Origin of the sequence: Microtetraspora sp. NBRC 16547, from assembly GCF_030268965.1 — a bacterium.
Lineage (GTDB): Bacteria > Actinomycetota > Actinomycetes > Streptosporangiales > Streptosporangiaceae > Microtetraspora.
On record NZ_BSSE01000006.1, the window covers coordinates 270,623 to 294,982 of the forward strand.

Below are 24,360 nucleotides of genomic sequence, written 5' to 3' on the forward strand. Positions count from 1 at the left end.
AGCCATGGAGCTGTATGTGCCCATCCTGGTGCTCGCGGTCCTCGCGGCGGGGTTCGCCGTGTTCTCCGTGAGCATCGCCCCCTTCACGGGGCCGAAGCGCTGGAACCGCGCCAAGCTGGACGCCTACGAATGCGGCATCGAGCCGACCCCGCAGCCCGTCGGCGGTGGGCGTTTCCCGCTCAAGTACATGATCACAGCGATGTTGTTCATCGTATTTGACATCGAGATCATCTTCCTCTATCCGTGGGCGGTCGCGTTCGACAGTCTCGGCCTGTTCGGGCTGGTCGAGATGGTGCTGTTCATCGTCACCGTCCTCGTGGCGTACGCCTACGTGTGGCGCCGCCGCGGTCTTGATTGGGATTAGCCATGGGTCTTGAAGAGAAACTGCCGAGCGGCTTCATTCTGACGACGGTCGAGCAGGTGGCCGGCTGGGCGCGGAAGAACTCGGTCTGGCCCGCGACGTTCGGTCTGGCGTGCTGCGCGATCGAGTTGATGGCGACCGGCGCTTCCAAGCACGACCTCGCGCGGTTCGGCATGGAGCGGGCCTCCGCCTCGCCGCGGCAGGCCGACCTGATGATCGTGGCCGGGCGGCTGTCGCAGAAGATGGCGCCGGTGCTGCGCCAGATCTACGACCAGATGGCCGAGCCCAAGTGGGTCATCGCGATGGGCGTCTGCGCGTCCAGCGGCGGCATGTTCAACAACTACGCCATCGTGCAGGGCGTGGACCACGTCGTGCCGGTCGACATCTACCTGCCGGGCTGCCCGCCCCGTCCGGAGATGCTGATCGACGCCATCGTGAAGCTGCACGACAAGATCCAGAACATGAAGTTCGGCGCCCACCGCGCCAAGCAGATCGACGAGCTCGAGCTCCAGGCCCTGCGGACGCTGCCGTTGATCGACCAGGGGGCGAACCAGTGAGCGCGAACGCGAAGAATGAGCGCTTCGTGTGGAATTCGTGGAGCGGAGCCATCAGATGAGCAGCGACAACCTCCCCGGCGTGCCGCCGAGCGGGGCGGGGGAGCAGACACCTGAGCCCATCGCCCGTACGGGCATGTTCGGTGCCACGGGGACCGGGGACACGTCCGGTTACGGCCGCATGGTCGTGCGCCGCGCGCCCCGGCTCTCCAGTGCCCGGCCGTACGGGTCCTATTTCGACGACGTGGCCGACGCGCTGGAGCCGTCGTTCGGCGACGCCATCGAGCGCGTGGTCGTGGACCGCGACGAGGTCACCTTCCACGTGGCGCGCGAGCGTCTCGTGGACGTAATGCGGCACCTGCGCGACGACCCGGCGCTGCGCTTCGAGCTCTCGCTCGGCGTCTCCGGCGTCCACTACCCGCACGAGACGGGCGACGAGCTGCACGCGGTCTACCACCTGTGCTCGATCACGCACAACCGGCGGATCCGCGTCGAGGTCGCCTGCCCCGACTCCGACCGCCACATCCCGTCCACCGTTTCTGTCTACCCGACGCACGACTGGCACGAGCGGGAGACGTACGACTTTTTCGGGATCATCTTCGACGGGCACCCCGCGCTGACCCGCATCGAGATGCCCGACGACTGGGAGGGCCACCCCCAGCGCAAGGACTACCCCCTCGGCGGCATCCCCGTGGAGTACCGCGGCGCCGAGACCCCCGCGCCGGACCAGAGGAGGTCGTACGCATGAGTACAACGACGACCGAGGGCAAGGTCTACGACGTCGCCGGCCAGGACTGGGACGAACTGGTCGAGACGGTCACGGAGACGGCCGAAGAGCGCCTGGTCATCAACATGGGCCCGCAGCACCCGTCCACGCACGGCGTGCTCCGGCTGGTCCTGACGCTCGACGGTGAGACGGTGACCGAGGCCCGGACGGTGATCGGGTACCTCCACACCGGCATCGAGAAGAACATGGAGTTCCGGACGTGGACCCAGGGGGTCACGTTCGTCACCCGCATGGACTACCTCGCGCCGATCTACAACGAGACGGCGTACTGCCTGGGCGTCGAGAAGCTGCTCGGCATCACCGATCGGGTCCCCGAGCGGGCCCAGGCGATCCGCGTGATGATGATGGAGCTCAACCGGATCTCCTCGCACCTGGTGGCGCTCGCCACCTACGGCCTGGAGCTGGGCGCCACCACGCCGATGATCTTCGGCTTCCGTGAGCGCGAGATGGTGCTCGACATCTTCGAGTACGTCACGGGCCTGCGCATGAACATGGCGTACGTGCGGCCGGGCGGCGTGAGCGTCGACCTGCCGGCGGGGGCCGTCGACAAGATCGGCGAGTTCCTCAAGGTCATGCCGAAGCGCATCAAGGACATGCGCAAGCTGCTCGACGAGAACCCCGTCTACACCCGCAGGACCAAGGACGTCGCGTACCTCGACCTGACCGGCTGTATGGCGCTCGGGATCACCGGGCCGATGCTGCGGGCCGCCGGACTGCCCTGGGACCTGCGCAAGTCGCAGCCATACTGCGGTTACGAGACGTACGAGTTCGACGTCCCGACCGAGAAGACCTGCGACGTGTACGGCCGCTACCTCGTCCGCGTGGCCGAGATGGAGGAGTCGCTGAAGATCGTCGAGCAGGCGCTCGACCGCCTGACCGGCCCGCTCAAGGGTGGCGCCGTGATGATCGACGACAAGAAGATCGGGTGGCCGGCGCAGCTCGCGCTCGGCCCCGACGGCCTCGGCAACTCGCCCGACCACATCGCGCACATCATGGGCAGCTCGATGGAGGCCCTGATCCACCACTTCAAGCTGGTGACCGAGGGCTTCCGGGTGCCGGCCGGCCAGGTCTACTCGGCGGTGGAGTCGCCGCGCGGCGAGCTGGGCGCGCACGTGGTCAGCGACGGCGGGACGCGGCCCTACCGCGTCCACTTCCGCGACCCGTCCTTCACGAACCTGCAGGCCGTGCCGGCGACCTGCGAGGGCGGCATGATCGCCGACGTAATCTCGGCGGTCGCCTCGATCGACCCGGTCATGGGAGGTGTGGACCGGTGACTTACTCACCTGAGGTCCGCGAGCGTCTGGAGACGGACGCCAAGGAGATCATCGGCCGCTACCCCAAGGCCAGGTCGGCCCTGCTGCCGCTGTTGCACCTGGTGCAGTCGGAGGACGGCTACGTCTCCGACGACGGTTACGAGTTCTGCGCCGAGATGCTCGGCCTGAGCAAAGCCGAAGTCGTCGGCGTCGCGACCTTCTACACCATGTACAAGCGCAAGCCCGCGGGCGACTACAACGTCGGCGTCTGCATCAACACGCTGTGCGCGGTCATGGGCGGCGACCAGATCTGGGACGAGCTCTCCGAGCACGTCGGGGTCGGCCACGACGAGACCACGCCGGACGGCAAGGTCACGCTGGAGCGGCTGGAGTGCAACGCCGCCTGCGACTTCGCCCCGGTGATGATGGTCAACTGGGAGTTCTTCGACAACCAGACTCCGGAGTCGGCCAAGCAGCTCGTGGACGACCTGCGCGCCGGCAAGGAGATCACGCCGACCCGCGGCCCCAAGAAGCTGTGCACGTTCAAGGAGTCCGCGCGGGTCCTCGCCGGACTGCCGGACGGGCTGGCCGGTGAGGGCCCCTCGGCCGCCGGGCCGTCCCTGGAAGGTTTGAAGGTCGCCAAGGCCAACGGCTGGGAGGCGCCCGAAGGAGCGGTGAGCGACCGATGACGACCCTTACCCCTGTCCTCACCCGGAACTGGGACCAGCCGGACTCCTTCACCCTGGAGGGGTACGGCGACTACGCCGCGGCGCGGAAGGCCCTGAGCCAGGACCAGGACGCCATCATCCAGATGGTCAAGGACTCCGGTCTGCGCGGGCGCGGTGGCGCCGGCTTCCCCACCGGCATGAAGTGGGGATTCATCCCGCAGGGCGACGGCAAGGCGCACTACCTCGTGGTGAACGCCGACGAGTCCGAGCCGGGGACCTGCAAGGACATCCCGTTGATGATGGCGAACCCGCACTCGCTGGTCGAGGGCGTCATCATCACCTCGTACGCGATCCGGGCCAACCACGCCTTCATCTACGTACGCGGCGAGGTGCTCCACGTCATCCGCCGGGTGCAGGCCGCGGTCCGCGAGGCGTACGAGAAGGGCTACCTCGGCAAGGACATCTTCGGCTCCGGGTACGACCTCGAACTGGTCGTCCACAGCGGCGCCGGGGCGTACATCTGCGGCGAGGAGACCGCGCTGCTCGACTCGCTGGAGGGCCACCGGGGCCAGCCGCGACTCAAGCCGCCGTTCCCCGCGGTCGCCGGCCTGTACGCCTGCCCGACGGTCATCAACAACGTCGAGTCGGTGGCCAGCGTGCCGAGCATCGTGGCCAACGGCGCCGACTGGTTCGCCGGGATGGGCACCGAGAAGTCCAAGGGCTTCGGCATCTTCTCGCTGAGCGGCCACGTCACCCGGCCCGGCCAGTACGAGGCTCCGCTGGGGATCACCCTGCGCGAGCTGCTCGACATGGCGGGCGGCATCCGGGCCGGCCACGAGCTGAAGTTCTGGACGCCGGGCGGCTCCTCGACGCCGATCTTCACCGCCGAGCACCTGGACGTGCCGCTCGACTTCGAGTCGGTCGGCGCCAAGGGCTCGATGCTCGGCACCCGCGCGCTGCAGATCTTCGACGAGACCACCTGTGTGGTCCGCGCCGTGCTCCGGTGGACGGAGTTCTACGCGCACGAGTCCTGCGGCAAGTGCACCCCCTGCCGTGAGGGCACCTTCTGGCTCAAGCAGGTGCTCAAGCGGCTGGAGAAGGGCCAGGGGTCCGAGGAGGACCTCACCACGATCACCGACATCGCCGACAACATCCTGGGCCGCTCGTTCTGCGCCCTGGGAGACGGCGCCACGAGTTGCATCCACTCGTCGGTGAAGCTCTTCCGCGACGAATATCTCAAGCACTTCGAGATCGGCGGCTGCCCGTTCGATCCCGCTGCTTCCACTGTGTGGGGGTCCAAGTGACGGTTCAGACAACGCAGCCGGAACAGCCCGTCGTGACCATGGTGACGCTGACCATCGACGGCTTCCAGATCAGCGTGCCGAAGGGCACCCTGATCATCCGGGCCGCCGAGCTGCTCGGGATCCAGATCCCGCGGTTCTGCGACCACCCGCTGCTCGATCCGGCCGCCAACTGCCGCCAGTGTCTGGTGGACATCACCGACGCCGGCAACGGCCGCGGCTTCCCCAAGCCGCAGCCGTCCTGCGCCATCGAGGTGGCCGAGGGCATGGTGGTGCAGTCCCAGCTCACCTCGCCGGTGGCCGAGAAGGCCCAGCGGGGTGTGATGGAGATGCTGCTCCTCAACCACCCGCTCGACTGCCCGGTCTGCGACAAGGGCGGCGAGTGCCCCCTGCAGAACCAGGCCATGTCGAACGGCCAGGGCGAGAGCCGGTTCGTGGAGCAGAAGCGGACCTTCGAGAAGCCGATCGCGCTGTCCACCGAGGTGCTGCTCGACCGCGAGCGCTGCATCCAGTGCGCGCGGTGCATCCGCTTCTCCGACCAGATCGCCGGTGACCCGCTCATCGACTTCTTCGAGCGCGGGGCCAAGGAGCAGGTGGGCGTCGCCGACGGCGAGCCGTTCGAGTCCTACTTCTCGGGCAACACCGTCCAGATCTGCCCGGTGGGCGCGCTGACCGGCGCCGCCTACCGGTTCCGCTCCCGCCCGTTCGACCTGGTGTCCACGCCGAGCGCCTGCGAGCACTGCGCCTCCGGCTGCTCCCTGCGTACGGACCACCGCCGCGGCCGGGTCACCCGCCGCCTGGCCGGGGACGACCCCCAGGTCAACGAGGAGTGGAACTGCGACAAGGGCCGCTGGGCGTTCCAGTACGCGACCCAGTCCGACCGGCTCAGGACGCCGCTGGTCCGCGACGAGGACGGCAAGCTCGTCCCCGCCTCGTGGCCGGAGGCCCTGGAGGTCGCGGCCAAGGGGCTCGCGGCGGCCCGCGGCAAGGCCGGCGTGCTGGTCGGCGGCCGGGCCACCGTCGAGGACGCGTACGCCTACGGCAAGTTCGCCCGTGTCGCGCTCGGCACCAACGACGTCGACTTCCGCGCCCGCCCGCTGTCGGACGAGGAGGCGCGCTTCCTCGCCCACGCCGTCGCGGGCAAGGGCATCGAGGTCTCCTACAACGACCTGGAGAACGCTCCGGCCGTGCTCCTCGCCGGGTTCGAGCCCGAGGAGGAGTCGCCGATCGTCTTCCTGCGGCTCCGCAAGGCCGCGCGGAAGAAGGGCCTCAAGATCTACTCCCTGGCGCCGTTCGCCACGCCGGGCCTGACGAAGATGCGCGGCACGCTCATCAGGACGGTTCCGGGCGGCGAGGCGGAGGCCATCGGCGACCTGATCAACTCGGGCGCCGACCTGCTTCCCGCCGGCGCGATCATCCTGGCCGGCGAGCGGCTCGCCACCACCCAGGGTGCGCTGTCCGCCATCCTGCGGCTCGCGCAGACCACCGGCGCGAAGCTCGCCTGGGTGCCGCGGCGGGCCGGTGAGCGCGGTGCCGTCGAGGCTGGGGCGCTGCCCAACCTGCTGCCGATCGGCCGCCCGGTGGCGGACGAGGCGGCTCGCGCCGAGGTCGCCAGGGCCTGGAACGTCACGGCCCTTCCCGAGACCGAGGGACGCGACACCGAGGGCATCCTCACCGCTGCGCTGGACGGGGAGCTCGACGCCCTCGTCGTCGCCGGTGTCGATCCGTACGACCTGGCCGACCCGGGCCGGGCGCTGGCCGCCCTGGAGAACACGCCGTTCATCGTCAGCCTGGAGATCCGCGCGAGTGTGGTGACCGACCGGGCCGACGTGGTCCTGCCGGTCGCCGCGGTGGCCGAGAAGGCAGGCACGTTCGTCGACTGGGAGGGCCGCGGTCGTTCCTTCGACGTGGCGACGGCCGTTCCCGGCGTGATGAGCGACCTCGCGGCCGTCTCCGCCATCGCCGACCACATGGACGTCCACCTGGCGCTGCCGGACGCCGCCGCCGCGCGGCGCGAGCTCGGCGGCCTGGGATCGTGGCGCGGTGCCCGCGCCGCCGCCCCCAGCGTGACCGGCGGGCGGCAGGCCCGGGAGCCGCAGGCCGGGGAGGCCGTGCTGGCCACCTGGCACCTGCTGCTCGACGACGGCCGGCTGCAGGACGGCGAACCGTACCTCGCCGGGACCGCCCGGTCGGCGACGGCGCTGCTGTCCGAGGCCACGGCCGCGGAGATCGGCGTGGCCGACGGCGACAAGGTCACCGTCGGCGGCTCGATGATCCTGCCCGTGCGGATCGCCGACCTGCCCGACCGCGTGGTCTGGGTGCCGGCCAACTCCGCGGGCGCGTCGGTCACCCGGGACCTGCGCGCCGTCGCCGGCGACGTGGTGACGATCACCGGCGGCCAGGACGTCCTCGAGACCGTGAACGAGGAAGTGGAGACCGACCGATGAACCCGAACCCTGGTCTTCCCACGCTGAACGACTTCGGTCATGACCCGCTGTGGCTCTCGATCATCAAGGCCCTGTTCATCTTCGTGGTCCTGATGCTGGGCGTGCTGTTCGGCGTGTGGACCGAGCGCAAGCTCATCTCGCGCATGCAGCACCGTTACGGCCCCAACCGGGCGGGCAAGTTCGGCCTGCTCCAGTCGGTGGCCGACGGTCTGAAGATGGGGCTCAAGGAAGACATCACGCCCCGCACGGTGGACAAGGTCATCTACCTGCTCGCCCCGATCATCATCGTCGTCCCGGCGTTCCTGTCCTTCTCGGTCATGCCGTTCGGCCCGATGGTGTCGATCTTCGGGGTGGAGACGCCGCTGCAGCTCACCGACCTGCCGGTCGCGGTGCTGCTGGTCCTCGCCATGGCGTCGATCGGCGTCTACGGCATCGTGCTCGCCGGATGGGGCTCGCGTTCGCCGTACGCCATCCTCGGCGGTCTGCGCTCCAGCGCCCAGGTGGTCTCGTACGAGATCGCGATGGGCCTGTCGTTCGTCGCGGTCTTCCTGGCGGCGGGCACGCTGTCCACCTCGGAGATCGTGGCCAAGCAGGCGGGCGCCGGCACCTGGGACGTCTTCGGACTGGAGATCCCGCAGCCGTCCTGGTACGCGGTGTCGCTGATCCCCTCGTTCCTGATCTACGTGATCACGATGCTGGGCGAGACCAACCGCGTGCCGTTCGACCTCCCCGAGGGTGAGGGCGAATTGGTCGGAGGCTTCCACACCGAGTACTCCTCGTCGCTGAAGTTCGCGCTGTTCATGATGGCCGAGTACGTCAACGTGTTCACGGTCTCCGGCATCGCGATCACACTGTTCCTCGGCGGCTGGCGGGCGCCCTGGCCCATCTCGATCTGGGAAGGGGCGAACACCGGCTGGTGGCCGATGCTCTGGTTCTTCCTCAAGCTCGTGCTGGTGTTCGGGTTCTTCGTCTGGGTCCGCGCCTCGCTGCCCCGCGTACGGTACGACCAGCTCATGGCCTTCGGGTGGAAGGTTCTCATCCCCCTGAACCTGGCCTGGATCCTGCTGTACGCGACGCTCAAGGCGCTGCGCCTGCCGGAGTCCAACAGGGCGTTCATCCTGACGATCGGCGCGATCATCGTCGTGGGCGGGCTCGCGATCTGGTTCCGCTTCGACACGCAGCTCCAGCGGCGCAGGGAGGCCAAGGCCGCCCAGATCGAGGAAGAGTTCGAGCAGCTCAGCGAGGAGCCGGAGGCGGGCGGATTCCCGGTGCCGCCGCTGGATCTCCCGCACTATCACGGCGTCGTGCCGGCCCGCCAAGCAAGCACCGCGGTGAAGGAGGTGACCAGTGGGAGCAACTGATTGGCTGAATCCGATCAAGGGATTCGGCGTCACCTTCCACCACATGTTCAAGAAGCCGGTGACGGTCAACTATCCGGAGGAGAAGCGGCCGACGGCGCCGCGTTTCCACGGCCGGCACCAGCTGAACCGGTGGCCCGACGGCCTGGAGAAGTGCGTCGGCTGCGAGCTGTGCGCGTGGGCCTGTCCCGCGGACGCGATCTTCGTCGAGGGCGCGGACAACACCGAGACCGAGCGCTTCTCCCCGGGAGAGCGGTACGGACGCACCTACCAGATCAACTATCTGCGGTGCATCCTGTGCGGTCTGTGCATCGAGGCGTGCCCGACCCGGGCGCTCACGATGACCAACGAGTACGAGCTCGCCGACTCCAGCCGCGAATCCTTGATCTACACCAAGGAGATGCTCCTCGCGCCGCTGGCCCCGGGAATGGAGCAGCCGCCCCACCCGATGCGTCTCGGCGAGACCGAAGAGGACTACTACCGGTTGGGTCGTAGCAATGGGTGAGACCATCACGTTCTGGGTGCTGGCGGTCGTGTCCGTGACCGCCGCGCTCGGGCTCGTATTCAGCCGCAAGGCGGTCTACTCGGCTTTGATGCTGGGCACCGTCATGCTGTCCCTCGCGGTGCTCTACGCCGTGCAGGACGCTCCGTTCCTGGCCGCCGTGCAGATCGTCGTCTACACGGGCGCGGTCATGATGCTGTTCCTGTTCGTGCTCATGCTCGTGGGCGTGGACTCCGCGGACTCCCTCGTGGAGACGATCAGGGGACAGCGGTTCTGGGCGATCGTGGCCGGGCTGGGGTTCGCCGCGCTGCTCGGGCTCGGCATCGGCAACGCCGTACTGTCGGCTCCGAAGGGGCTGACCGCGGTGACGGCGGCGGGCAACGTGCCCTCGCTGGCCGAGCTGATCTTCACGCGGTACGTGTTCGCGTTCGAGGTCACCTCGGCGCTGCTGATCACCGCCGCGCTCGGCGCGATGGTGCTGGCGCACCGCGAGCGCACGGAGCCCAAGCCGACCCAGAAGGACCTGTCCCGCAAGCGCTTCGTCGAGTTCGGCGAGCACGGCCGCAACCCCGCGCCGCTGCCCGGTCCGGGCACCTACGCGCGGCACAACGCGATCGACATGCCGGCTCTCCTGCCCGACGGCACGGTCGCGTCGCTGTCGGTCAACCGGGTCCTCGCCCGGCGCGAGGCCGCCGAGGGCACCCTGGCCCCCGAGATCCTCGCGGCCCTGGAGGCCGAGGATCGGGCGGCCGAGGAGCAGGTACGGCACGCGGGCGTCAACGGCGTCAACGGCACCGGCGGGGTCAACGGATCCAACGGAGCCGGTCCGAACGGCGCGGCCCCCGAGGCTGAGGAGTCGCCGGAGACGAGCCCGGAGACGAGCCCGGAAATGGGCGGGGAGGCGAAATGACAACGCACTACCTGGTGCTCTCCGCGCTGCTGTTCGTGATCGGCGGCGTCGGGGTGCTGGTACGGCGCAACGCCATCGTGGTCTTCATGTGCGTCGAGCTCATGCTCAACGCCTGCAACCTGGCGTTCGTCACCTTCGCTCGGCAGAACGGCAACCTCGACGGCCAGATCATCGCCTTCTTCGTGATGATCGTGGCCGCCGCCGAGGTCGTCATCGGCCTGGCCATCATCGTGACGATCTTCCGAACCCGCAGGTCCGCGTCCGTAGACGACGTGAACCTGCTGAAGTACTAAGAGGTGGCCGTGGAACCCACAAAGATCATCGAGCACACCGGGGGAGTGATCGGCGCCTCCTGGCTGCTGATCGCTCTGCCGCTGCTCGGCGCCGCCGTCCTCCTGCTGGGCGGCCGCAGGACCGACAAGTTCGGTCACCTGCTGGGTGTCGCCACCGCCGTCGCCTCGTTCGTGGTGGGCGTGCTGGCCTTCGCCCAGCTCATGGGCTTCGATCCGGCTGAGCGCCGCCGGGCCGTACCGCTGTACGACTTCATCCCCGGCCTCACCAAGATGGGGCTGCTGATCGACCCGCTGTCGATCTCGTTCGTCCTGCTGATCACCGGTGTGGGTTCGCTGATCCACATCTACTCGATCGGCTACATGGCGCACGACCCCAACCGGCGGCGGTTCTTCGCCTACCTGAACCTGTTCGTCGCGGCGATGCTGCTTCTCGTGCTCGCCGACAACTACGTCGGTCTGTACGTCGGCTGGGAGGGCGTGGGTCTCGCGTCGTACCTGCTGATCGGGTTCTGGCAGCACAAGCCGGCGGCGGCGACCGCCGCGAAGAAGGCGTTCATCGTCAACCGGGTCGGCGACTTCGGCCTGGCGATCGGCATCTTCACCATCTTCACGGCGTTCAACACGGTCTCGTACGCGGGGGTCATGGCCTCCGGGGAGCACCCCAGCCAGGGCACGCTCACCGCGATCGGCCTGCTGCTCCTGCTCGGCGCCTGTGGTAAGTCGGCGCAGCTCCCGCTGCAGTCCTGGCTTCTGGACGCGATGGAGGGCCCGACCCCGGTCTCGGCCCTCATCCACGCCGCGACCATGGTCACCGCCGGCGTCTACCTCGTCACCCGGTCCGGCGCGATGTTCTTCCCGGAGGGCTCGACCGCGGCGATCGCCGTCACGATCGTCGGTGTCGCCACGCTGCTCGCCGGTGCGATCATCGGTACCGCCAAGGACGACATCAAGAAGGCGCTGGCCGGCTCGACCATGTCGCAGATCGGCTACATGATGCTCGCCGCGGGCATCGGCCCGGCCGGGTACGCCTTCGCGATCGCGCACCTGATCACGCACGGCTTCTTCAAGGCCGACATGTTCCTCGGCGCCGGATCGGTCATGCACGCCATGAACGACGAGGTCAACATGCGGAAGTACGGCGGCCTGCGCAAGGTCATGCCGATCACCTTCGCGACGTTCCTCGTCGGCTACCTGGCGATCATCGGGTTCCCGCTGCTGTCCGGTTACTTCACCAAGGACGGCATCATCGAGAGCGCGATGGAGTACAGCGCGACCCTCGGCTGGCTCGCGGTGCTCGGCGCCGGCATCACCGGCTTCTACATGTCCCGCCTGGTGTTCATGACGTTCTTCGGCCAGAAGCGCTGGGAGGCGGACGCGCACCCGCACGAGTCGCCCGCCGTCATGACGCTGCCGCTGATCATCCTGTCGGTCGGCTCGATCTTCCTGGGCGCCTTCTTGATCCTGGGCAACCGGTTCATGACGTTCCTGGCCCCGGCGGTCGGCCTTCCGGAGCACCTGCCCTCGTTCCACCCGTTCAGCGTGGCCGGGCTGGCCACCCTGGCGCTCGTGGCGGCCGGCGTGGCCCTCGCCTGGTTCAAGTACGGCGCGGCCGAGGTGCCGGTCACGGCTCCGCGTGGCTCGTTCCTCACCACGTTCGCCCGGCGTGACCTGTACGGCGACGCGCTGAACGAGGCGCTGTTCATGCGGCCTGGCCAGTGGCTGACCCGGCTCGCGGTGTTCTTCGACAACCGCGGGATCGACGGCCTCGTCAACGGGCTCGCCGCTGGAATCGGTGGCACGTCGGGCCGGCTCCGGCGAGTCCAGACGGGCTTCGTCCGCTCGTACGCGCTGTCGATATTCGTCGGCGCCGCCATCCTGGTCGGTGCCTGGTTCGTCGTAGGGAACCTGTGATGCACTACTGGCTCTCAACCCTGATAGGTGTGCCCGTGGTGGGCGCGCTTGGCGTCGCGGCCGTGAAGAACGAGCTGCGCGCCAAGCAGGCGACCCTCGCGGTGTCCCTGCTGGTGCTGGCACTGACCGTCGCCATGGCGGTCCAGTTCAGCCCCAACGGCGACAAGTTCCAGTTCACCGAGACGTACGACTGGGTTCCCTCGTTCGGGATCCACTTCGGTCTCGGCGTGGACGGCATCGCACTGGTTCTCATCCTGCTGTCGGTCGTCCTCGTGCCGGTTGTGGTGCTCGCCTCCTGGCACGAGGCGGAGGCGGGCAAGCGATCGGTGCGGACGTACTTCGCGCTGCTCCTGGTGCTCGAAGCGATGATGATCGGCGTCTTCGCGGCGACCGACGTCTTCCTGTTCTACGTCTTCTTCGAAGCCATGCTGATCCCGATGTACTTCATGATCGGGTCGTACGGCGGGACGCAGCGGTCCTACGCGGCCGTGAAGTTCCTGCTCTACTCGCTCTTCGGCGGGCTGCTGATGCTGGTCGCGGTGATCGCGCTCTACTCGATCGCCGGCAAGGGCACGTTCATGTTCACCGACCTGGTCGGCAGCGTCCAGGACGTCGGCACCCAGAAGTGGCTGTTCCTCGGCTTCTTCATCGCCTTCGCGATCAAGGCGCCGCTGTGGCCGTTCCACACCTGGCTGCCCGACGCGGCGGCCCAGGCCCCGGCGGGCGCGGCCGTGCTGCTCGTCGGCGTGCTCGACAAGGTCGGCACGTACGGCATGCTGCGCTTCTGCCTGGAGCTGTTCCCGGCGGCGTCGAAGTACTTCACCCCGCTGGTGATCACGCTCTCGGTGATCGGCATCGTCTACGGCGCGATCGTCGCCATCGGGCAGACCGACATGAAGCGCCTCATCGCCTACACCTCGATCTCGCACTTCGGCTTCATCGCCATGGGCGTGTTCGCGATGACGGTCAACGCCGGCTCCGGCGCCACGCTGTACATGGTGAACCACGGCTTCTCGACCGGCGCGCTGTTCCTGATCGCCGGCTTCCTGATCCACCGCCGCGGCTCGCAGTACATCTCGGACTACGGCGGCGTGCAGAAGGTCGCCCCGATCCTGGCCGGGACGTTCCTGGTCGCCGGGCTGTCCGGTCTCGCGCTTCCGGGGCTCAGCTCGTTCGTGAGCGAGTTCATGGTGCTGATCGGCACGTATGAGGCGTACGTCGTCCCGGCGGTCATCGCCACCAGCGGTGTCGTCCTGGCCGCGATCTACATCCTGTGGATGTACCAGCGGACCATGAACGGCCCAACCGCGGAGTCCGTCCGCGACATCAAGGACCTGAGCGGCCGTGAGAAGTGGGTCGTCGCCCCGCTGATCGCGGTGATCCTGGTGCTCGGCTTCTATCCGAAGCCGCTGCTCGACGTCATCAATCCCGCGGTGACGGACACGCTGTCCAGTGTCCAGGTCACCCAGCAGGCGCCCGTTGCACAGGAGGGCCAGTGAACGGCACCATCCCAGCGCCGACCATCGAGTACGCCCTGCTCGCGCCGATGCTGGTCGTCTTCGGCGCGGCGATCATCGGCGTGCTCGTGGAGGCGTTCGCACCCCGGTATCTGCGCTCGTCGATCCACAAGCCGCTGACGCTGCTGTCGCTGGCCGGCGCATTCGTGATCACCATCTGGCAGGCGCGGACCGGCATCCCGACCAAGCCGTCCGCCATGGGCGCGGTGGCGGTCGACGGCCCGGCGCTGTTCATCTGGGGCACGATCCTCGTGCTCGCGTTCGTGAGCGTGCTGCTCATCAACGACGAGGGGCACTTCGTGGCCTCCGCCTCGGCCGTGCCCGGCTCGGCCGAGGAGGAGCGGGCGCTCAGCGAGGGCGCCATGCACACCGAGGTCTACCCGCTGGTCCTCTTCGCGGTCGGCGGCATGCTGCTGTTCCCGGCCGCCAACGACCTGCTTGCCATGTTCGTGGCTCTTGAGGTCATGTCGCTGCCGCTCTACCTGCTGTGCGGGCTCGCCCGCCGTCGCCGCCTGCTCTCGCAGGAGGCCGCGGTCAAGTACTTCCTGCTCGGCGCCTTCTCCTCCGCGTTCTTCCTGTACGGCACGGCCCTGCTGTACGGCTACGCGGGCTCGGTGGACCTGGCGAAGATCGGCGCCGCGCTCGGCACGGTCGGCGGGCAGGACACGCTGCTCTACATCGGCGCGGCGATGCTCGGCGTCGGCCTGTTGTTCAAGATCGGCGCCGCGCCGTTCCAGGCGTGGAAGCCGGACGTCTACCAGGGCTCGCCGACCCCGATCACGGCGCTGATGGCCTCGGGCACGCTCGTGGCCGCGTTCGGCGCGCTGCTGCGGGTGTTCTGGGTGGCGCTGGGCGGCCTCCAGTGGAGCTGGACCCCCATCATGTGGGGTGTGGCGATTCTCACGATGCTCGTCGGCGCGGTGCTCGCCATCACGCAGACGGACATCAAGCGGATGCTGGCGTACTCCTCCATCGCGCACGGAGGTTTCCTGCTCATCGGCGTGATCGCCCTCGGCGACCAGCAGCAGAACGCCTCGGCGCTGTCGGCGCTGCTGTTCTATCTGGTGGCCTACGGCTTCACCACGGTGGGCGCGTTCGCGGTCGTCACGACGGTCCGCGACGCCGGTGGCGAGGCGTGGCATCTGTCCCGCTGGGCCGGGCTCGGCAAGCGTCGGCCGCTGGTCGCCACCGTGTTCGCCCTCTTCCTGCTCGCCTTCGCCGGCATCCCGCTGACCAGCGGTTTCTTCGGGAAGTACGCGGTGTTCCAGGCGGCGGTGGACGCTGGCGCGACGCCGCTCGTGGTGGTCGGCGTGGTGTCCTCGGCGATCGCCGCGTTCTTCTACGTCCGCGTGATCGTGCTGATGTTCTTCAACGACCCGGCGGCCGATGGGCCGTCCGTGGTGATTCCGAGAGGCACCTGGGCGGTCGGAGCTGTGGCGGTATTGGCTACCGTAGTCCTCGGGGTTTTCCCGCAGCCCGTGCTCGACCTGGCGCACACGGCTGCCCAGTCGTTGTTCGTCCGATAGGAGCTTCCCTCTATGGCCGCGCCGCCCGTTGTTGACCTGCCTCTCGTCGACGAATGGCTGGCCGCGGATCTCGCGAATGGGCTCGCGGCCGTGGAGAAGCTGCTCCGGTCGTCGGTGGAGAGCGAGGACGCCTTCGTCACGGAGGCGTCCCGGCATCTCATCGAGGCCGGCGGCAAGCGGTTCCGGGCGATGCTCGTGCTGCTTGCCGCGCAGTTCGGCACACCCGACGCCCCGGGAGTCGTCCCCGGGGCCGTCGTCATCGAGCTGACCCATCTGGCGACGCTCTACCACGACGACGTGATGGACGAGGCCCCCGTACGGCGCGGCTCGCCCTCGGCGAACGCCCGCTGGGACAACACGGTCGCCATCCTCACCGGCGACTATCTGTTCGCCCAGGCGTCCGAGCTCCTGGCCGACCTCGGGGCCGACATCATCCGCATCCAGGCGCAGACGTTCTCGCGCCTGGTCCGCGGCCAGATCCGCGAGACGATCGGTCCTTCCGAGGGTGCCGACGCGATCACGCACTACATCCAGGTGCTGGCCGACAAGACCGGTTCGCTCATCGCCACCTCGGGCCGCTTCGGCGCCCTGCTGGCGGGCGCGCCGGCCGAGGTGACCGACCGGCTGACCGCGGCCTGCGAGGCGATCGGCGTGGCCTGGCAACTCAGCGACGACCTGATCGACGTGGCCGCGCCGACGGTCGACTCGGGCAAGACCCCGGGAACCGACCTCCGCGAGGGCGTGCAGACCCTGCCCGTGCTGTACGCGCTGGTGTCCGATCGGTCGGAGGATGCGCGGCTGCGCTCCCTGCTCTCCGGACCGGTCGCCGAGGAGGACGTGGACGAGGCGCTGGAGCTGCTGCGGGCCAACAAGGCGATGGCCGACGCCCGCGGGGAGCTGCTGCGGTGGGCGGACAAGGCCAAGGACGCGCTCGGCGGCCTTCCCGACATCCCGGCCCGCGAGGCTCTCATCGGGCTCTGTGACTACGTCGTCGAGCGCTCGGGGTGAACGGACGACCCCGGAGGCCGTCGGGGCTCAGTGAGCCCCTCAGGCCGTCCGGGGTCGCGTTCTCGGTCTGTCAGGTTCGCTTCTAGACGGTTTCGAGCGCGGGCGCCGTACTGGCCTCGCGGCGGGTCGCACGGGCGGCGCGCAGGCTGTCCCAGGTGAAGACGCTGAGCGCGAGCCACACGATCGCGAACCCGATCCACCTGCTGCCGGGCATCGTCTCGTGGGCGACCAGGACGCCGCACAGGAACTGCAGCACCGGGGCGATGTACTGGAGCAGGCCGATGACCGTCAGCGGCACCCGGATCGCGGCGGCGGAGAAGCACAGCAGGGGAACGGCCGTGATCAGTCCGGAGCCGACGAGTAGCGCGATGTGGCCGGCGCCGTGGTCGACGAAGGTGCCGGCGCCGTTCGCCTGGATGATGGCGAGGTAGCCGAGCGCGGGCACCAGGAGGACCAGGGTCTCGATGGTGAGGCTCTCCGCCGCGCCGACCTGCGCGGTCTTCTTGATCAGGCCGTACGTGCCGAATGACGCGGCGAGGACGAGCGCGATCCAGGGAAGACGGCCGTAGTCGAGGGTCAGGACGAGCACGGCGGCCGAGCCGAGGCCGACGGCGACCCACTGCCAGGGGCGCAGCCGCTCGCGGAAGATGAGCACGCCGAAGAGGACGCTGACCAGCGGGTTGATGAAGTAGCCGAGGGCACTCTCCACGACGTGGCCGGTGTTGACGGCGTAGATGTACATGCCCCAGTTGATGGAGATGACGACCGCGGCGAGGGTGAGCAGGAGGACCTGGCGGCGGGTGATCGACCGGAACGACGACCAGTGGCGGCGGACGCCCAGCATCGCGAGGACCGCGACGAGGGACCAGACCATGCGATGCGCGAGGATCTCGACAGCCCCGGCGGGCTTCAACAGGGGCCAGTAAAGGGGGAACAATCCCCACATGGCGTAAGCGGCTATGCCGTACAGGACTCCTCGGCGCGATTCAGGCATGACATCCAGTGTGACTCCTTACGGGATTTAACACAAATAAGCAATCGTTGCCGCAATATTTAGCGATGCTTACGGGAGGAACAAACCGGGAGACGCTCCGGTTTGGGGCGGGTGGAGGTGCGACATGGGCTGGCTGTTCGGACAGAACAAGACATCGATGGTGACCCCCTCGGAGGCGCTGCCCGGCCGATCCGAGACGATGCCGGTGGCGTCCCGGCACCTGGTGCTCGACGCGCCGCTGGCTCCGCCTTACGGCGAGGGCATGGAGATCGCCGACTTCGGGCTGGGATGTTTCTGGGGAGCCGAGCGCAAGTTCTGGCAGACGCCCGGCGTCGTCTCCACCGCGGTCGGCTACGCGGGCGGATACACGCCGAACCCGACGTACGAGGAGGTGTGCACTGGAATGACCGGCCACACCGAGGTCGTACGCGTGGTCTTCGACCCCAGCAGGGTGTCGTACGAGGAACTGCTGAAGGTCTTCTGGGAGGCCCACGACCCGACCCAGGGCATGCGCCAGGGGAACGACGTCGGCACGCAGTACCGCTCGGCTATCTACACGCACGGGGCCGAGCAGGAGAAGGCCGCCCTCGCGTCTCGTGACGCGTACCAGCGGGTGCTCAACGAGGCCGGCTATGGCCGGATCGCGACCGAGATCGCCCCCGCCGGTCCGTTCTACTTCGCCGAGGACTACCACCAGCAGTATCTTTACCGGAACCCTGGCGGCTACTGCGGCATCGGAGGCACCGGCGTGACCTGCCCCGTTGGCCTCACTACCGGCGAAGCCTGACACGGAGCCCACCCTCATATGACCTCATATGAAGGGAGGGCTCCAGCCGGAAACGGCCGCTGCAGTCCGCGGTCAGTCCATACCGCGCCGTCCCGGGGCCCAGAACGGTTTCACGACAACGGCTCTGCGTGACCAGCCGCGTTCGTGGACGAGATGGTCACGCACCGCCTGGCAGTTGCGAGCCTCGCCTGCGAGATATGCGATGCCTGGCGCGTCGGGAAGCTCTAGGGCCCGGACCGCCTCGACAAGATGAGCCGGCCGGTACGTCCAAGTGAGGCGATCCGCGCGTTTCAGCGGAAGACGATCGCCGGGTCCCTCGGCCGAGATCGCGCCGTGCACGATCGCGGACGGCGGCAACGCGCGCAGTATCGCCCCGAACGCGACGGCTGCTGTCTCATCCCCGGTGAACAGGTGGTACGGGGCGTCCTCGCGCAGGACGAGCCTGCCCTCAGGGGTGGTGAAAGCGGCCGGATCGCCGACGCGTACCCGCCGTGACCACTGCGCTCCCGGCCCGGCGGACGAATGGTCGAGGATGCACAGGTCGAGGTGGCCTGTGGGGGAGTAGTCCCAGATCGAGTAGGTGCGGAGAAGTCCGTGAAGCCACGAGCGGGGCGAGCGAGGGTCGCCGACCCGCAGGCGGATGTGCATGCCCGGAACCCAAGCCAGGTCGCACAGCTCGGGACCGGTGATCCGGATGCGGCGCATGCGCTCGGCGATCTGTTCGATCTCATCGACGGTCCCATGCAGGAACAAGCTCATGGCGCCAACTCCCAGCGCTGGCCCGTGGGCAGGTCCACCACCCTCAGGCCCGGTCCGGCCAAGGCCGTCGCGTCTGAGGCGGTGCCTGAGGTGCGGAACAGCACCGAGAGCGGATCGCGCCCGTGGGCGTCGTGCACCGGGACCAGCACGCCCGCGCCGAGCACGGATGCCCCGGCCACCGCCTGGGCAGGGCCCATCACCAGGCGCGGTCCGAACAGCGGTCGCAAGCCGTTCACCGGAAGCAGGGCCAGGTCCACAGGCCGATCCTCGGTCCGGTACCGCTCGAGCAGCGCGACCTCGGCGATCTCTCCGCCGAAAAACACCCGGGAACTGGCCGTGCTGAACACGTAGGCGTTATTGGGCCAAACCAGAGTCTGCCCCGCGGGAACGACCTGCATCGACACGCCGGGCGCGATTTCGCATACCTGCCCCCAGCGAAGGTGCTCGGCGTGCCGGAAGCCCAGAGCTCTGGCTCGGCGCGCCATGCGTGCGGTGGGCACGTACACCGGTGTGAAGTCCTTGCTTGGCAACATGCGCAGCGCACGGAGATCCCAGTGGTTGGCGGCCAGGTTGGTGACGACGACGGCGGCGAGCGGTGGCAGATCGGCGATGCGCAGCCCGAGCGGCTCGCCGCGGCGCAGGAACCATCGTTCGGTGAACCACGGGTCGGTGAGCACCGCGTGGCCGTCCAGTTCGAGAAGCACACATGAGTTGACCACTCGCGTGACCGCGATCGATTGCTTGATCATGGGGGTAACGGTGCCGGTTAATGTACACATGAAGTCAAGCGAGGATCTGACCATCGGCGAGTTGGCAGAACGGTTCGGGCTGGCCACACACGTGCTGCGGTACTGGGAGAGCATGGGCCTGATCGAGCCCGCGCGGCGTGTGGGCGGTCAGCGTCGCTACGGACAGGACGCTCTGGTGCGTGTAACGCTGATTCGGATGGCCAAGGAGGCGGGTTTCGGATTGCGAGAGCTCCGCACCTTGCTGTCCACGCCTGATCCGATGGATCATCGAGACCTATTGCGCAGCCACGTCGCCCAATTGGAGCAGCGCATCGCGCGGGCACGCGCGGCCAAGGACCTGATTGAGCACGCCCTCGCCTGCCCGTACAGGTTCGCGGACTGCGAGCATGCCCGTGAGCAGATCGCGGCGCGTATCCCGCTCACGCCTCATACTGGCGGCGGAGGCGGCGCCAGGTAGTAGTCGGCAGCCGGATTACGGGCAGACCGGCGGCCTGCGCGGACGTGTTCGGCGCTGTCCTGCAGGCTCGATGTTGAGCCTTCCTGATAGACACATGTGATGGTCTGAGTTGAGACGATTAAGATTTATTGCCCCAAGTGGATCGCTACCACCAGCAGTACCTGTATAAGAACCCGGGCGGCTACTGCGGCATCGGAGGAACCGGCGTATCCTGCCCGGTCGGCCTCACGTCCGGCGAGGCGTAGACCTGCGGTAACTGACTGATCCTGACCCTTGGCCGTCCAGGCTTAGCCCGATGCCGGCCGGGGGCAGACCGTTGCGTTCGCTGGGTTCGAGGTGTGGGCCTGGGCGGCGCAGATGTTGTGCAACGCGACATGCGAGGCTGACGACGTTCCACCACAATCAGAATGTGTTCTGAATTAGACTGGGTGGCGTGAGCATCAGCAACGCCGACGCCGTAACCTTCTCGGACCTGTCTAGAAATCCCCGGGCCGTCGCCGAACGCGCCGCGCGGCTCGGCCGCGTACGTGTGACTCACCGGGATGCCCAGGACTTCTACCTGACAGCGGCTGACCGTGAGGAACGACGCGATCAGACGCTGGCCACAGCTTCCCGCCTGTTCCTCGCTCTCATGAGGCATGATCCGACTGCTCGTGCACTCGTCATTGCCATGCCCGAGGTCTTTCCCTGGGTTCGTCACCTCACCTCCGATGAGGTGCGATCCTTCACCCTTGAATTGGTCGAGGCGCTCTCTGACGCGGCCGAGCTCGATGTCGACGCCACTGCTCAGGAAGTTATCGCAGGCTGGCGGGCCACTGCCCGAATCAAGGCTGACCCCGCGCACTATGCCCATGCGCGTGAGGTGACGAGCGGAGACTTCGGACCGGTTGAGGTTTCGGTATGAGTCCGAAGCGCGGAGATCGGGTTACAGTCTTGCCTCCTGACGACGAATGGGACGTCCGTTTCGGTACGAGCGATGCGGTGAAGGGCTGGGAGGAGCTTTGCCGTCATGCCCTGGCCAACACGCGCCGATGCTTGGAGACACTGCGTGCCAATCCACGCTCACGCACCGACCATGATCGCCAACATCGCCTACGTGGCGACCTCGCGACTCATCGTCACAACGGACAGGACCTTGAGCAATGGGAGTTCGAGGTCACCAGCGGCGGACGCGTGCGCTACGTCATCGATGATGCCGCTCGTAGGGTGTGGGTCGTTTACGCCTCGCCCCGTCATCCGCAAGATACCGACATCTGAGGTCGGCTGGCCCGCCGAGAATCTGTGGCACAGCCGCAGGCCGAGGCCAGGAACAGGTGTCAGCTGGTTTTAGTTCTCTAGCGGCTCTGCGGTCCAGGTCTGCTTGCCATCGGTCATCGTCGTATCACGCCGTTCAGTTCTGGACGGTCACAAGACGATCACCTTTCCACAATGGGCCCCACGAGCATCGGGCGGTCGAGCATGCCCGGTGTGAACGGCACCCCGGTGACCTTCGCCGTCAGGGCGAAGCCCCTTGGCACGGCGGTGTAGTAATTGTCCTCCCAGGCGGCGTCCCACGCGGCCTCGTCCTCTGGCTTGTTCAGCCCCATGCCCAGCTCCCGCATGAAGCCGTTGAACCGGTCAGGGTCGGAGCCGTAACGCTCGTACGGGTGCCGCAGCCGGTAGCCGGTGACGATCGTGCCGTCGATCGCGTACTCGAAGCTGTGCTCGGCGGCGTAGTCGTGCCGGGTGACCGCCAGCATTTCGCAGCCCCGCGACAGCTTGGTCACCACCTCGTGGAGCGTGACCATCCAGCCGTAGGGCTCGATGGCCACGCACCACTCGCCGGCCTGGAAGACGCCCACGTAGCCGCCACCATCCCCGCCGGCCGTCTCCTCGACGAACTCGTGGGCCCTTTCGTCGAGTCCGCCGAAGTCCGACTCCTGACCGGAGTCCTCGCCGCGGCTGAAGCGGCGCACCACCTCCGCCGGGTCGAGCCCGCGGAAGAAGGCCACGCTGAAGATCACGCCCAGTGGGCCGCCGCCCTCGTTCTCGGACACGTTGAGCCACTGGAACGGGGCTAGAGGGTCGGTTGTCGTCATGCGGTCCATGGTGGCAAGCTGTACCGACAATCAGCCGAGATCGGCTGCCACTCCGACGCAGGCCGACACCTCCTACAGGTGTTGCCGGTCCCGTCGGCGATTGCCGCTGACCGGAACCCTGAGCTGATCTATTGCGTGAAGCGAACCGCTATCACCAGCAGTACCTGTACAAGAACCCCGGCGGCTACTGCGGCATCGGAGGCACCGGCGTCGCCTGCCCGATCGGTCTGACCGCTGGCGAAGCCTGAACCGTACCCGTGCGGACAACGTTTGCAGCTTGAGAGTTGCCAATGTGGCCTTCTTCGTCATGGCCCGCTTTCCAGACAGCCAGGTAACCGTGCCTGGCTGTCTGTCCTCCCCTTTCGTACGTTTCGGGTGATGTGTCACATCAATCAAGGCGAGGGGACGTATGGCGACGTACACCGAGAGCGAGGAAGAGCCCGCCGCCACAATGTGGATGCGGATTCGATCACGGTTCACGGGGCAGGCGAAACTCACTAAGGAAACGCTGCAGGCCGTCGAGGAAGCGCGGTCTGCTTCCGCAGCCGCCAGGGAGGCGTCGGAGAGGGCGGCAGAAGCAGCCGCCGAAACCCAAGCCGCCATCCTGAACTACCTGAACGGCGCGGCGGTGGAAGCGAAGGAGGAGCCTCGGGGTACTCCCGAAGAAGAACTCGGAAAGCTATTCCGCACCTATTTGCAGAGGGGACGCTGGCGGAACATATCTATCACCAAGATGCTGACGGACCTGGACAATGAGGCCAGCAAACTCCACCGGGGTGCTCTACTGGCCGTCGACACTGTCCTTTTGGCTGATAGGGGAGAAAGGGACGTTATCACCGCCGGACCCATGAAGGTGCTCATGGGCTGGAAGAAGCGAGCGCATGAGCTGGAAGATGATCAGCCATGCGCCTGAGCGATGTCGGTCTGGAAGGCCAGCTTGAGCTCGCTGAGTATCCACGACGTGAGTCGGAGTGCTTCGAAGCGGTGATGTGAAAAGAGACATGCCGGTGCCGATCTCGGGGCAGAGGGGCTTCGCTGGAGGCCCTCGCTGTAAGGTCGAGCACTGCCCGTTCTGTATAGATTGCTGTACAGTAGTTGCATGACCGTTCTGCATGAAGCTGCCGAGCTGAGCGTCACAGAAGCGGCCCAGCGTGGGGTGGCCCGTCTGGTCGCCGACGCCGAGCAGGGGACGGATCTGGTGGTGACCCGTCGGCATCAGCCGGTGGCGGCGGTGGTGAGTATCCGTCGCCTTAATGACCTCGAAGAGGCCGCGGCCGACCTCCGGGACCTGGCGTTGGTGCTCGCCCGCTCCGTCACCGACACCGGGGAGCGCGTCTCGCTCGATGATGTGCTCACTGCCTTCGGGCACACGCGGGAATCGCTTACCGCATTGCCGGACGACGAGTAAACGTGTCCGACGTCGTCTTCACGGCCCCGGCCGTAGATGACCTCCGGCGGATCGGCCCCGATGCCGTACCGAAGGTCCTCAAGAAGATCCTGCTTCTACTCGACAATCCCGAGGCCGGCTATCCCTTGGGCGGGGAGCTGACGGGCTTCCGAAAGCTCGTGGTCGGGCGTAACACCTGGCGGGTCGTCTACCGCATCGCCGATGACAAGTCGATCGAGATCTGCGAAGTGTGGGCCGTGGGTGAAAGAGCCGACGCCGAGGTGTACGCCGAGGCCACGGCCAGGGTCCGCGCCGCTGGGAAGGGCCGTCCTGAGGTCATCCAGCTCGGGCAGATCATAGAACGCCTGGGTCCTCTGGCCGATCACATCCGCGTCGATCAACCGCCTCCCAGGGAACCGGTTCCAGACTGGCTCGCGGACCGGTTGATCTACACCGTTGGCATGTCGCGCGAGGAGGTCGCCGCTCTTGATCTCGAGAAGGCGGTTGACCTGTGGGCAGAATTCCGGTCGAGCTCGCGCTAGCCAGGATCTATTGCTTGGGGTGAACCGCTACCACCAGCAGTACTTGTACAAGAACCCGGGCGGCTACTGCGGCATCGGAGGCACTGACGTTTTCTCACCGACTTTCAGCTGATCTTTCTGTGCTCGAAGTGGACGAGGACGAGGGCGGCCCGAGCAAGGTCCCCGATCCGGCTGGGGCCGAGCGTGGTGTGCTGCAAGGCGGTCCAGCGTT

General features: G+C 67.6%; 26 protein-coding genes and 2 pseudogenes. 24 read left to right on the top strand and 4 right to left on the bottom strand.

Annotated features, from left to right (window positions below):
* The first annotated feature begins 4 nt into the window (after nucleotides 1–4).
* Genes QSK17_RS12340 through QSK17_RS12410 form a run of 15 tightly spaced genes read left to right on the top strand, consistent with a single transcriptional unit; the run spans nucleotide 5 to nucleotide 16,396 of the window.
* On the top strand, nucleotides 5–364 hold the full coding sequence (locus QSK17_RS12340) for an NADH-quinone oxidoreductase subunit A (RefSeq protein WP_066942238.1): 360 nt from the start codon (nucleotides 5–7) through the stop codon (nucleotides 362–364).
* Between the two features lie 2 nt (nucleotides 365–366).
* Nucleotides 367–918: a NuoB/complex I 20 kDa subunit family protein gene (locus QSK17_RS12345; RefSeq protein WP_285704781.1), complete on the top strand. Its 552-nt coding sequence runs from the start codon at nucleotides 367–369 to the stop codon at nucleotides 916–918.
* Between the two features lie 55 nt (nucleotides 919–973).
* Nucleotides 974–1,663: an NADH-quinone oxidoreductase subunit C gene (locus QSK17_RS12350; protein ID WP_285704782.1), complete on the top strand. Its 690-nt coding sequence runs from the start codon at nucleotides 974–976 to the stop codon at nucleotides 1,661–1,663.
* Complete coding sequence (locus QSK17_RS12355; protein WP_285704783.1) at nucleotides 1,660–2,976, top strand: NADH-quinone oxidoreductase subunit D; 1,317 nt, start codon at nucleotides 1,660–1,662, stop codon at nucleotides 2,974–2,976. The genes QSK17_RS12350 and QSK17_RS12355 overlap by 4 nt, the downstream gene beginning before the upstream one ends.
* A complete protein-coding gene (gene nuoE, locus QSK17_RS12360) occupies nucleotides 2,973–3,644 on the top strand; it encodes an NADH-quinone oxidoreductase subunit NuoE (RefSeq protein ID WP_285704784.1) in 672 nt (223 codons plus the stop codon). The genes QSK17_RS12355 and nuoE overlap by 4 nt, the downstream gene beginning before the upstream one ends.
* Nucleotides 3,641–4,927 (top strand): NADH-quinone oxidoreductase subunit NuoF, encoded by a 1,287-nt coding sequence (nuoF, locus tag QSK17_RS12365; RefSeq protein WP_285704785.1) that lies wholly within the window; start codon nucleotides 3,641–3,643, stop codon nucleotides 4,925–4,927. Before nuoE ends, nuoF begins: the two co-directional genes overlap by 4 nt.
* A complete protein-coding gene (locus tag QSK17_RS12370; protein WP_285704786.1) occupies nucleotides 4,924–7,371 on the top strand; it encodes an NADH-quinone oxidoreductase subunit G in 2,448 nt (815 codons plus the stop codon). Before nuoF ends, QSK17_RS12370 begins: the two co-directional genes overlap by 4 nt.
* Nucleotides 7,368–8,732 carry an NADH-quinone oxidoreductase subunit NuoH gene (gene nuoH / locus QSK17_RS12375; RefSeq protein WP_285704788.1) on the top strand — a complete coding sequence of 455 codons (1,365 nt, stop codon included), beginning with the start codon at nucleotides 7,368–7,370 and terminating at the stop codon, nucleotides 8,730–8,732. Before QSK17_RS12370 ends, nuoH begins: the two co-directional genes overlap by 4 nt.
* Entirely contained in the window at nucleotides 8,719–9,234 is a 516-nt protein-coding gene (gene nuoI / locus QSK17_RS12380; protein WP_082776637.1) for an NADH-quinone oxidoreductase subunit NuoI, read from the top strand. The genes nuoH and nuoI overlap by 14 nt, the downstream gene beginning before the upstream one ends.
* Nucleotides 9,227–10,141, top strand: a complete 915-nt coding sequence (locus QSK17_RS12385; RefSeq protein ID WP_285704790.1) for an NADH-quinone oxidoreductase subunit J — start codon at nucleotides 9,227–9,229, stop codon at nucleotides 10,139–10,141. The genes nuoI and QSK17_RS12385 overlap by 8 nt, the downstream gene beginning before the upstream one ends.
* On the top strand, nucleotides 10,138–10,434 hold the full coding sequence (gene nuoK / locus QSK17_RS12390; RefSeq protein WP_061253845.1) for an NADH-quinone oxidoreductase subunit NuoK: 297 nt from the start codon (nucleotides 10,138–10,140) through the stop codon (nucleotides 10,432–10,434). The genes QSK17_RS12385 and nuoK overlap by 4 nt, the downstream gene beginning before the upstream one ends.
* Nucleotides 10,435–10,443: 9 nt before the next feature.
* The gene (gene nuoL, locus QSK17_RS12395; protein ID WP_285704791.1) at nucleotides 10,444–12,345 is read left to right on the top strand and encodes an NADH-quinone oxidoreductase subunit L; all 1,902 of its coding nucleotides are present in this window, start codon (nucleotides 10,444–10,446) and stop codon (nucleotides 12,343–12,345) included.
* Nucleotides 12,345–13,844, top strand: a complete 1,500-nt coding sequence (locus tag QSK17_RS12400) for an NADH-quinone oxidoreductase subunit M (RefSeq protein WP_285704792.1) — start codon at nucleotides 12,345–12,347, stop codon at nucleotides 13,842–13,844. Before nuoL ends, QSK17_RS12400 begins: the two co-directional genes overlap by 1 nt.
* Nucleotides 13,841–15,388, top strand: coding sequence for an NADH-quinone oxidoreductase subunit NuoN (gene nuoN / locus QSK17_RS12405; RefSeq protein ID WP_285704793.1), 1,548 nt, complete (start codon nucleotides 13,841–13,843; stop codon nucleotides 15,386–15,388). Before QSK17_RS12400 ends, nuoN begins: the two co-directional genes overlap by 4 nt.
* A 12-nt stretch (nucleotides 15,389–15,400) precedes the next feature.
* A complete protein-coding gene (locus tag QSK17_RS12410) occupies nucleotides 15,401–16,396 on the top strand; it encodes a polyprenyl synthetase family protein (protein ID WP_285704794.1) in 996 nt (331 codons plus the stop codon).
* An 82-nt stretch (nucleotides 16,397–16,478) separates the two neighbouring features.
* Here the strand turns inward: QSK17_RS12410 and rarD are convergent, their stop codons facing one another.
* A complete protein-coding gene (rarD, locus tag QSK17_RS12415; RefSeq protein ID WP_285704795.1) occupies nucleotides 16,479–17,390 on the bottom strand; it encodes an EamA family transporter RarD in 912 nt (303 codons plus the stop codon).
* Nucleotides 17,391–17,514: 124 nt separating this feature from the next.
* On the opposite strand from rarD, the gene msrA reads away from it, so the two are divergent.
* The gene (msrA, locus tag QSK17_RS12420) at nucleotides 17,515–18,177 is read left to right on the top strand and encodes a peptide-methionine (S)-S-oxide reductase MsrA (RefSeq protein ID WP_285704796.1); all 663 of its coding nucleotides are present in this window, start codon (nucleotides 17,515–17,517) and stop codon (nucleotides 18,175–18,177) included.
* Between the two features lie 72 nt (nucleotides 18,178–18,249).
* Here the strand turns inward: msrA and QSK17_RS12425 are convergent, their stop codons facing one another.
* The gene (locus tag QSK17_RS12425; RefSeq protein WP_285704797.1) at nucleotides 18,250–18,936 is read right to left on the bottom strand and encodes a siderophore-interacting protein; all 687 of its coding nucleotides are present in this window, start codon (nucleotides 18,934–18,936) and stop codon (nucleotides 18,250–18,252) included.
* Nucleotides 18,933–19,685: an MBL fold metallo-hydrolase gene (locus tag QSK17_RS12430; RefSeq protein WP_285704798.1), complete on the bottom strand. Its 753-nt coding sequence runs from the start codon at nucleotides 19,683–19,685 to the stop codon at nucleotides 18,933–18,935. Before QSK17_RS12430 ends, QSK17_RS12425 begins: the two co-directional genes overlap by 4 nt.
* Here QSK17_RS12430 and QSK17_RS12435 point away from each other — a divergent pair.
* The 4 genes and pseudogenes from QSK17_RS12435 (at nucleotide 19,660) to QSK17_RS12450 (ending at nucleotide 21,399) form a co-directional block, all read left to right on the top strand.
* Nucleotides 19,660–20,142 (top strand): MerR family transcriptional regulator, encoded by a 483-nt coding sequence (locus QSK17_RS12435; protein ID WP_285704799.1) that lies wholly within the window; start codon nucleotides 19,660–19,662, stop codon nucleotides 20,140–20,142. The genes QSK17_RS12430 and QSK17_RS12435 overlap by 26 nt on opposite strands.
* Nucleotides 20,143–20,288: 146 nt before the next feature.
* Nucleotides 20,289–20,387, top strand: a pseudogene (locus QSK17_RS12440) (peptide-methionine (S)-S-oxide reductase MsrA); the annotation flags it as partial.
* Between the two features lie 188 nt (nucleotides 20,388–20,575).
* Entirely contained in the window at nucleotides 20,576–21,046 is a 471-nt protein-coding gene (locus QSK17_RS12445; RefSeq protein WP_285704800.1) for a hypothetical protein, read from the top strand.
* Nucleotides 21,043–21,399 (top strand): hypothetical protein, encoded by a 357-nt coding sequence (locus tag QSK17_RS12450; protein ID WP_285704801.1) that lies wholly within the window; start codon nucleotides 21,043–21,045, stop codon nucleotides 21,397–21,399. The genes QSK17_RS12445 and QSK17_RS12450 overlap by 4 nt, the downstream gene beginning before the upstream one ends.
* Before the next feature lie 158 nt (nucleotides 21,400–21,557).
* Here QSK17_RS12450 and QSK17_RS12455 read toward each other — a convergent pair whose 3' ends face one another.
* Nucleotides 21,558–22,220 (bottom strand): DUF6461 domain-containing protein, encoded by a 663-nt coding sequence (locus QSK17_RS12455; protein WP_285704802.1) that lies wholly within the window; start codon nucleotides 22,218–22,220, stop codon nucleotides 21,558–21,560.
* Nucleotides 22,221–22,360: 140 nt separating this feature from the next.
* Between QSK17_RS12455 and QSK17_RS12460 the strand changes: the two are divergent.
* The 4 genes and pseudogenes from QSK17_RS12460 to QSK17_RS12475 form a co-directional block, all read left to right on the top strand.
* Nucleotides 22,361–22,468: pseudogene (locus tag QSK17_RS12460) on the top strand (peptide-methionine (S)-S-oxide reductase MsrA); the annotation flags it as partial.
* 161 nt (nucleotides 22,469–22,629) lie between these two features.
* A complete protein-coding gene (locus QSK17_RS12465; protein WP_285704803.1) occupies nucleotides 22,630–23,133 on the top strand; it encodes a hypothetical protein in 504 nt (167 codons plus the stop codon).
* Nucleotides 23,134–23,319: 186 nt separating this feature from the next.
* Entirely contained in the window at nucleotides 23,320–23,628 is a 309-nt protein-coding gene (locus QSK17_RS12470; protein ID WP_285704804.1) for a type II toxin-antitoxin system prevent-host-death family antitoxin, read from the top strand.
* 2 nt (nucleotides 23,629–23,630) lie between these two features.
* Nucleotides 23,631–24,149, top strand: coding sequence for a type II toxin-antitoxin system RelE family toxin (locus QSK17_RS12475; RefSeq protein ID WP_228641383.1), 519 nt, complete (start codon nucleotides 23,631–23,633; stop codon nucleotides 24,147–24,149).
* Nucleotides 24,150–24,360 lie beyond the last annotated feature (211 nt).

Coding starts and splice junctions, on each gene's coding strand:
- QSK17_RS12470 (WP_285704804.1), top strand. CDS start 23,320: ATGACCGTTCTGCATGAAGCTGCCGAGCTGAGCGTCACAGAAGCGGCC.
- QSK17_RS12345 (WP_285704781.1), top strand. CDS start 367: ATGGGTCTTGAAGAGAAACTGCCGAGCGGCTTCATTCTGACGACGGTC.
- QSK17_RS12400 (WP_285704792.1), top strand. CDS start 12,345: ATGCACTACTGGCTCTCAACCCTGATAGGTGTGCCCGTGGTGGGCGCG.
- QSK17_RS12455 (WP_285704802.1), bottom strand. CDS start 22,220: ATGACGACAACCGACCCTCTAGCCCCGTTCCAGTGGCTCAACGTGTCC.
- nuoF (WP_285704785.1), top strand. CDS start 3,641: ATGACGACCCTTACCCCTGTCCTCACCCGGAACTGGGACCAGCCGGAC.
- nuoK (WP_061253845.1), top strand. CDS start 10,138: ATGACAACGCACTACCTGGTGCTCTCCGCGCTGCTGTTCGTGATCGGC.
- QSK17_RS12450 (WP_285704801.1), top strand. CDS start 21,043: ATGAGTCCGAAGCGCGGAGATCGGGTTACAGTCTTGCCTCCTGACGAC.
- QSK17_RS12425 (WP_285704797.1), bottom strand. CDS start 18,936: ATGAGCTTGTTCCTGCATGGGACCGTCGATGAGATCGAACAGATCGCC.
- QSK17_RS12355 (WP_285704783.1), top strand. CDS start 1,660: ATGAGTACAACGACGACCGAGGGCAAGGTCTACGACGTCGCCGGCCAG.
- QSK17_RS12465 (WP_285704803.1), top strand. CDS start 22,630: ATGGCGACGTACACCGAGAGCGAGGAAGAGCCCGCCGCCACAATGTGG.
- msrA (WP_285704796.1), top strand. CDS start 17,515: ATGGGCTGGCTGTTCGGACAGAACAAGACATCGATGGTGACCCCCTCG.
- QSK17_RS12350 (WP_285704782.1), top strand. CDS start 974: ATGAGCAGCGACAACCTCCCCGGCGTGCCGCCGAGCGGGGCGGGGGAG.
- nuoH (WP_285704788.1), top strand. CDS start 7,368: ATGAACCCGAACCCTGGTCTTCCCACGCTGAACGACTTCGGTCATGAC.
- rarD (WP_285704795.1), bottom strand. CDS start 17,390: ATGCCTGAATCGCGCCGAGGAGTCCTGTACGGCATAGCCGCTTACGCC.
- QSK17_RS12410 (WP_285704794.1), top strand. CDS start 15,401: ATGGCCGCGCCGCCCGTTGTTGACCTGCCTCTCGTCGACGAATGGCTG.
- QSK17_RS12340 (WP_066942238.1), top strand. CDS start 5: ATGGAGCTGTATGTGCCCATCCTGGTGCTCGCGGTCCTCGCGGCGGGG.
- QSK17_RS12385 (WP_285704790.1), top strand. CDS start 9,227: ATGGGTGAGACCATCACGTTCTGGGTGCTGGCGGTCGTGTCCGTGACC.
- QSK17_RS12430 (WP_285704798.1), bottom strand. CDS start 19,685: ATGATCAAGCAATCGATCGCGGTCACGCGAGTGGTCAACTCATGTGTG.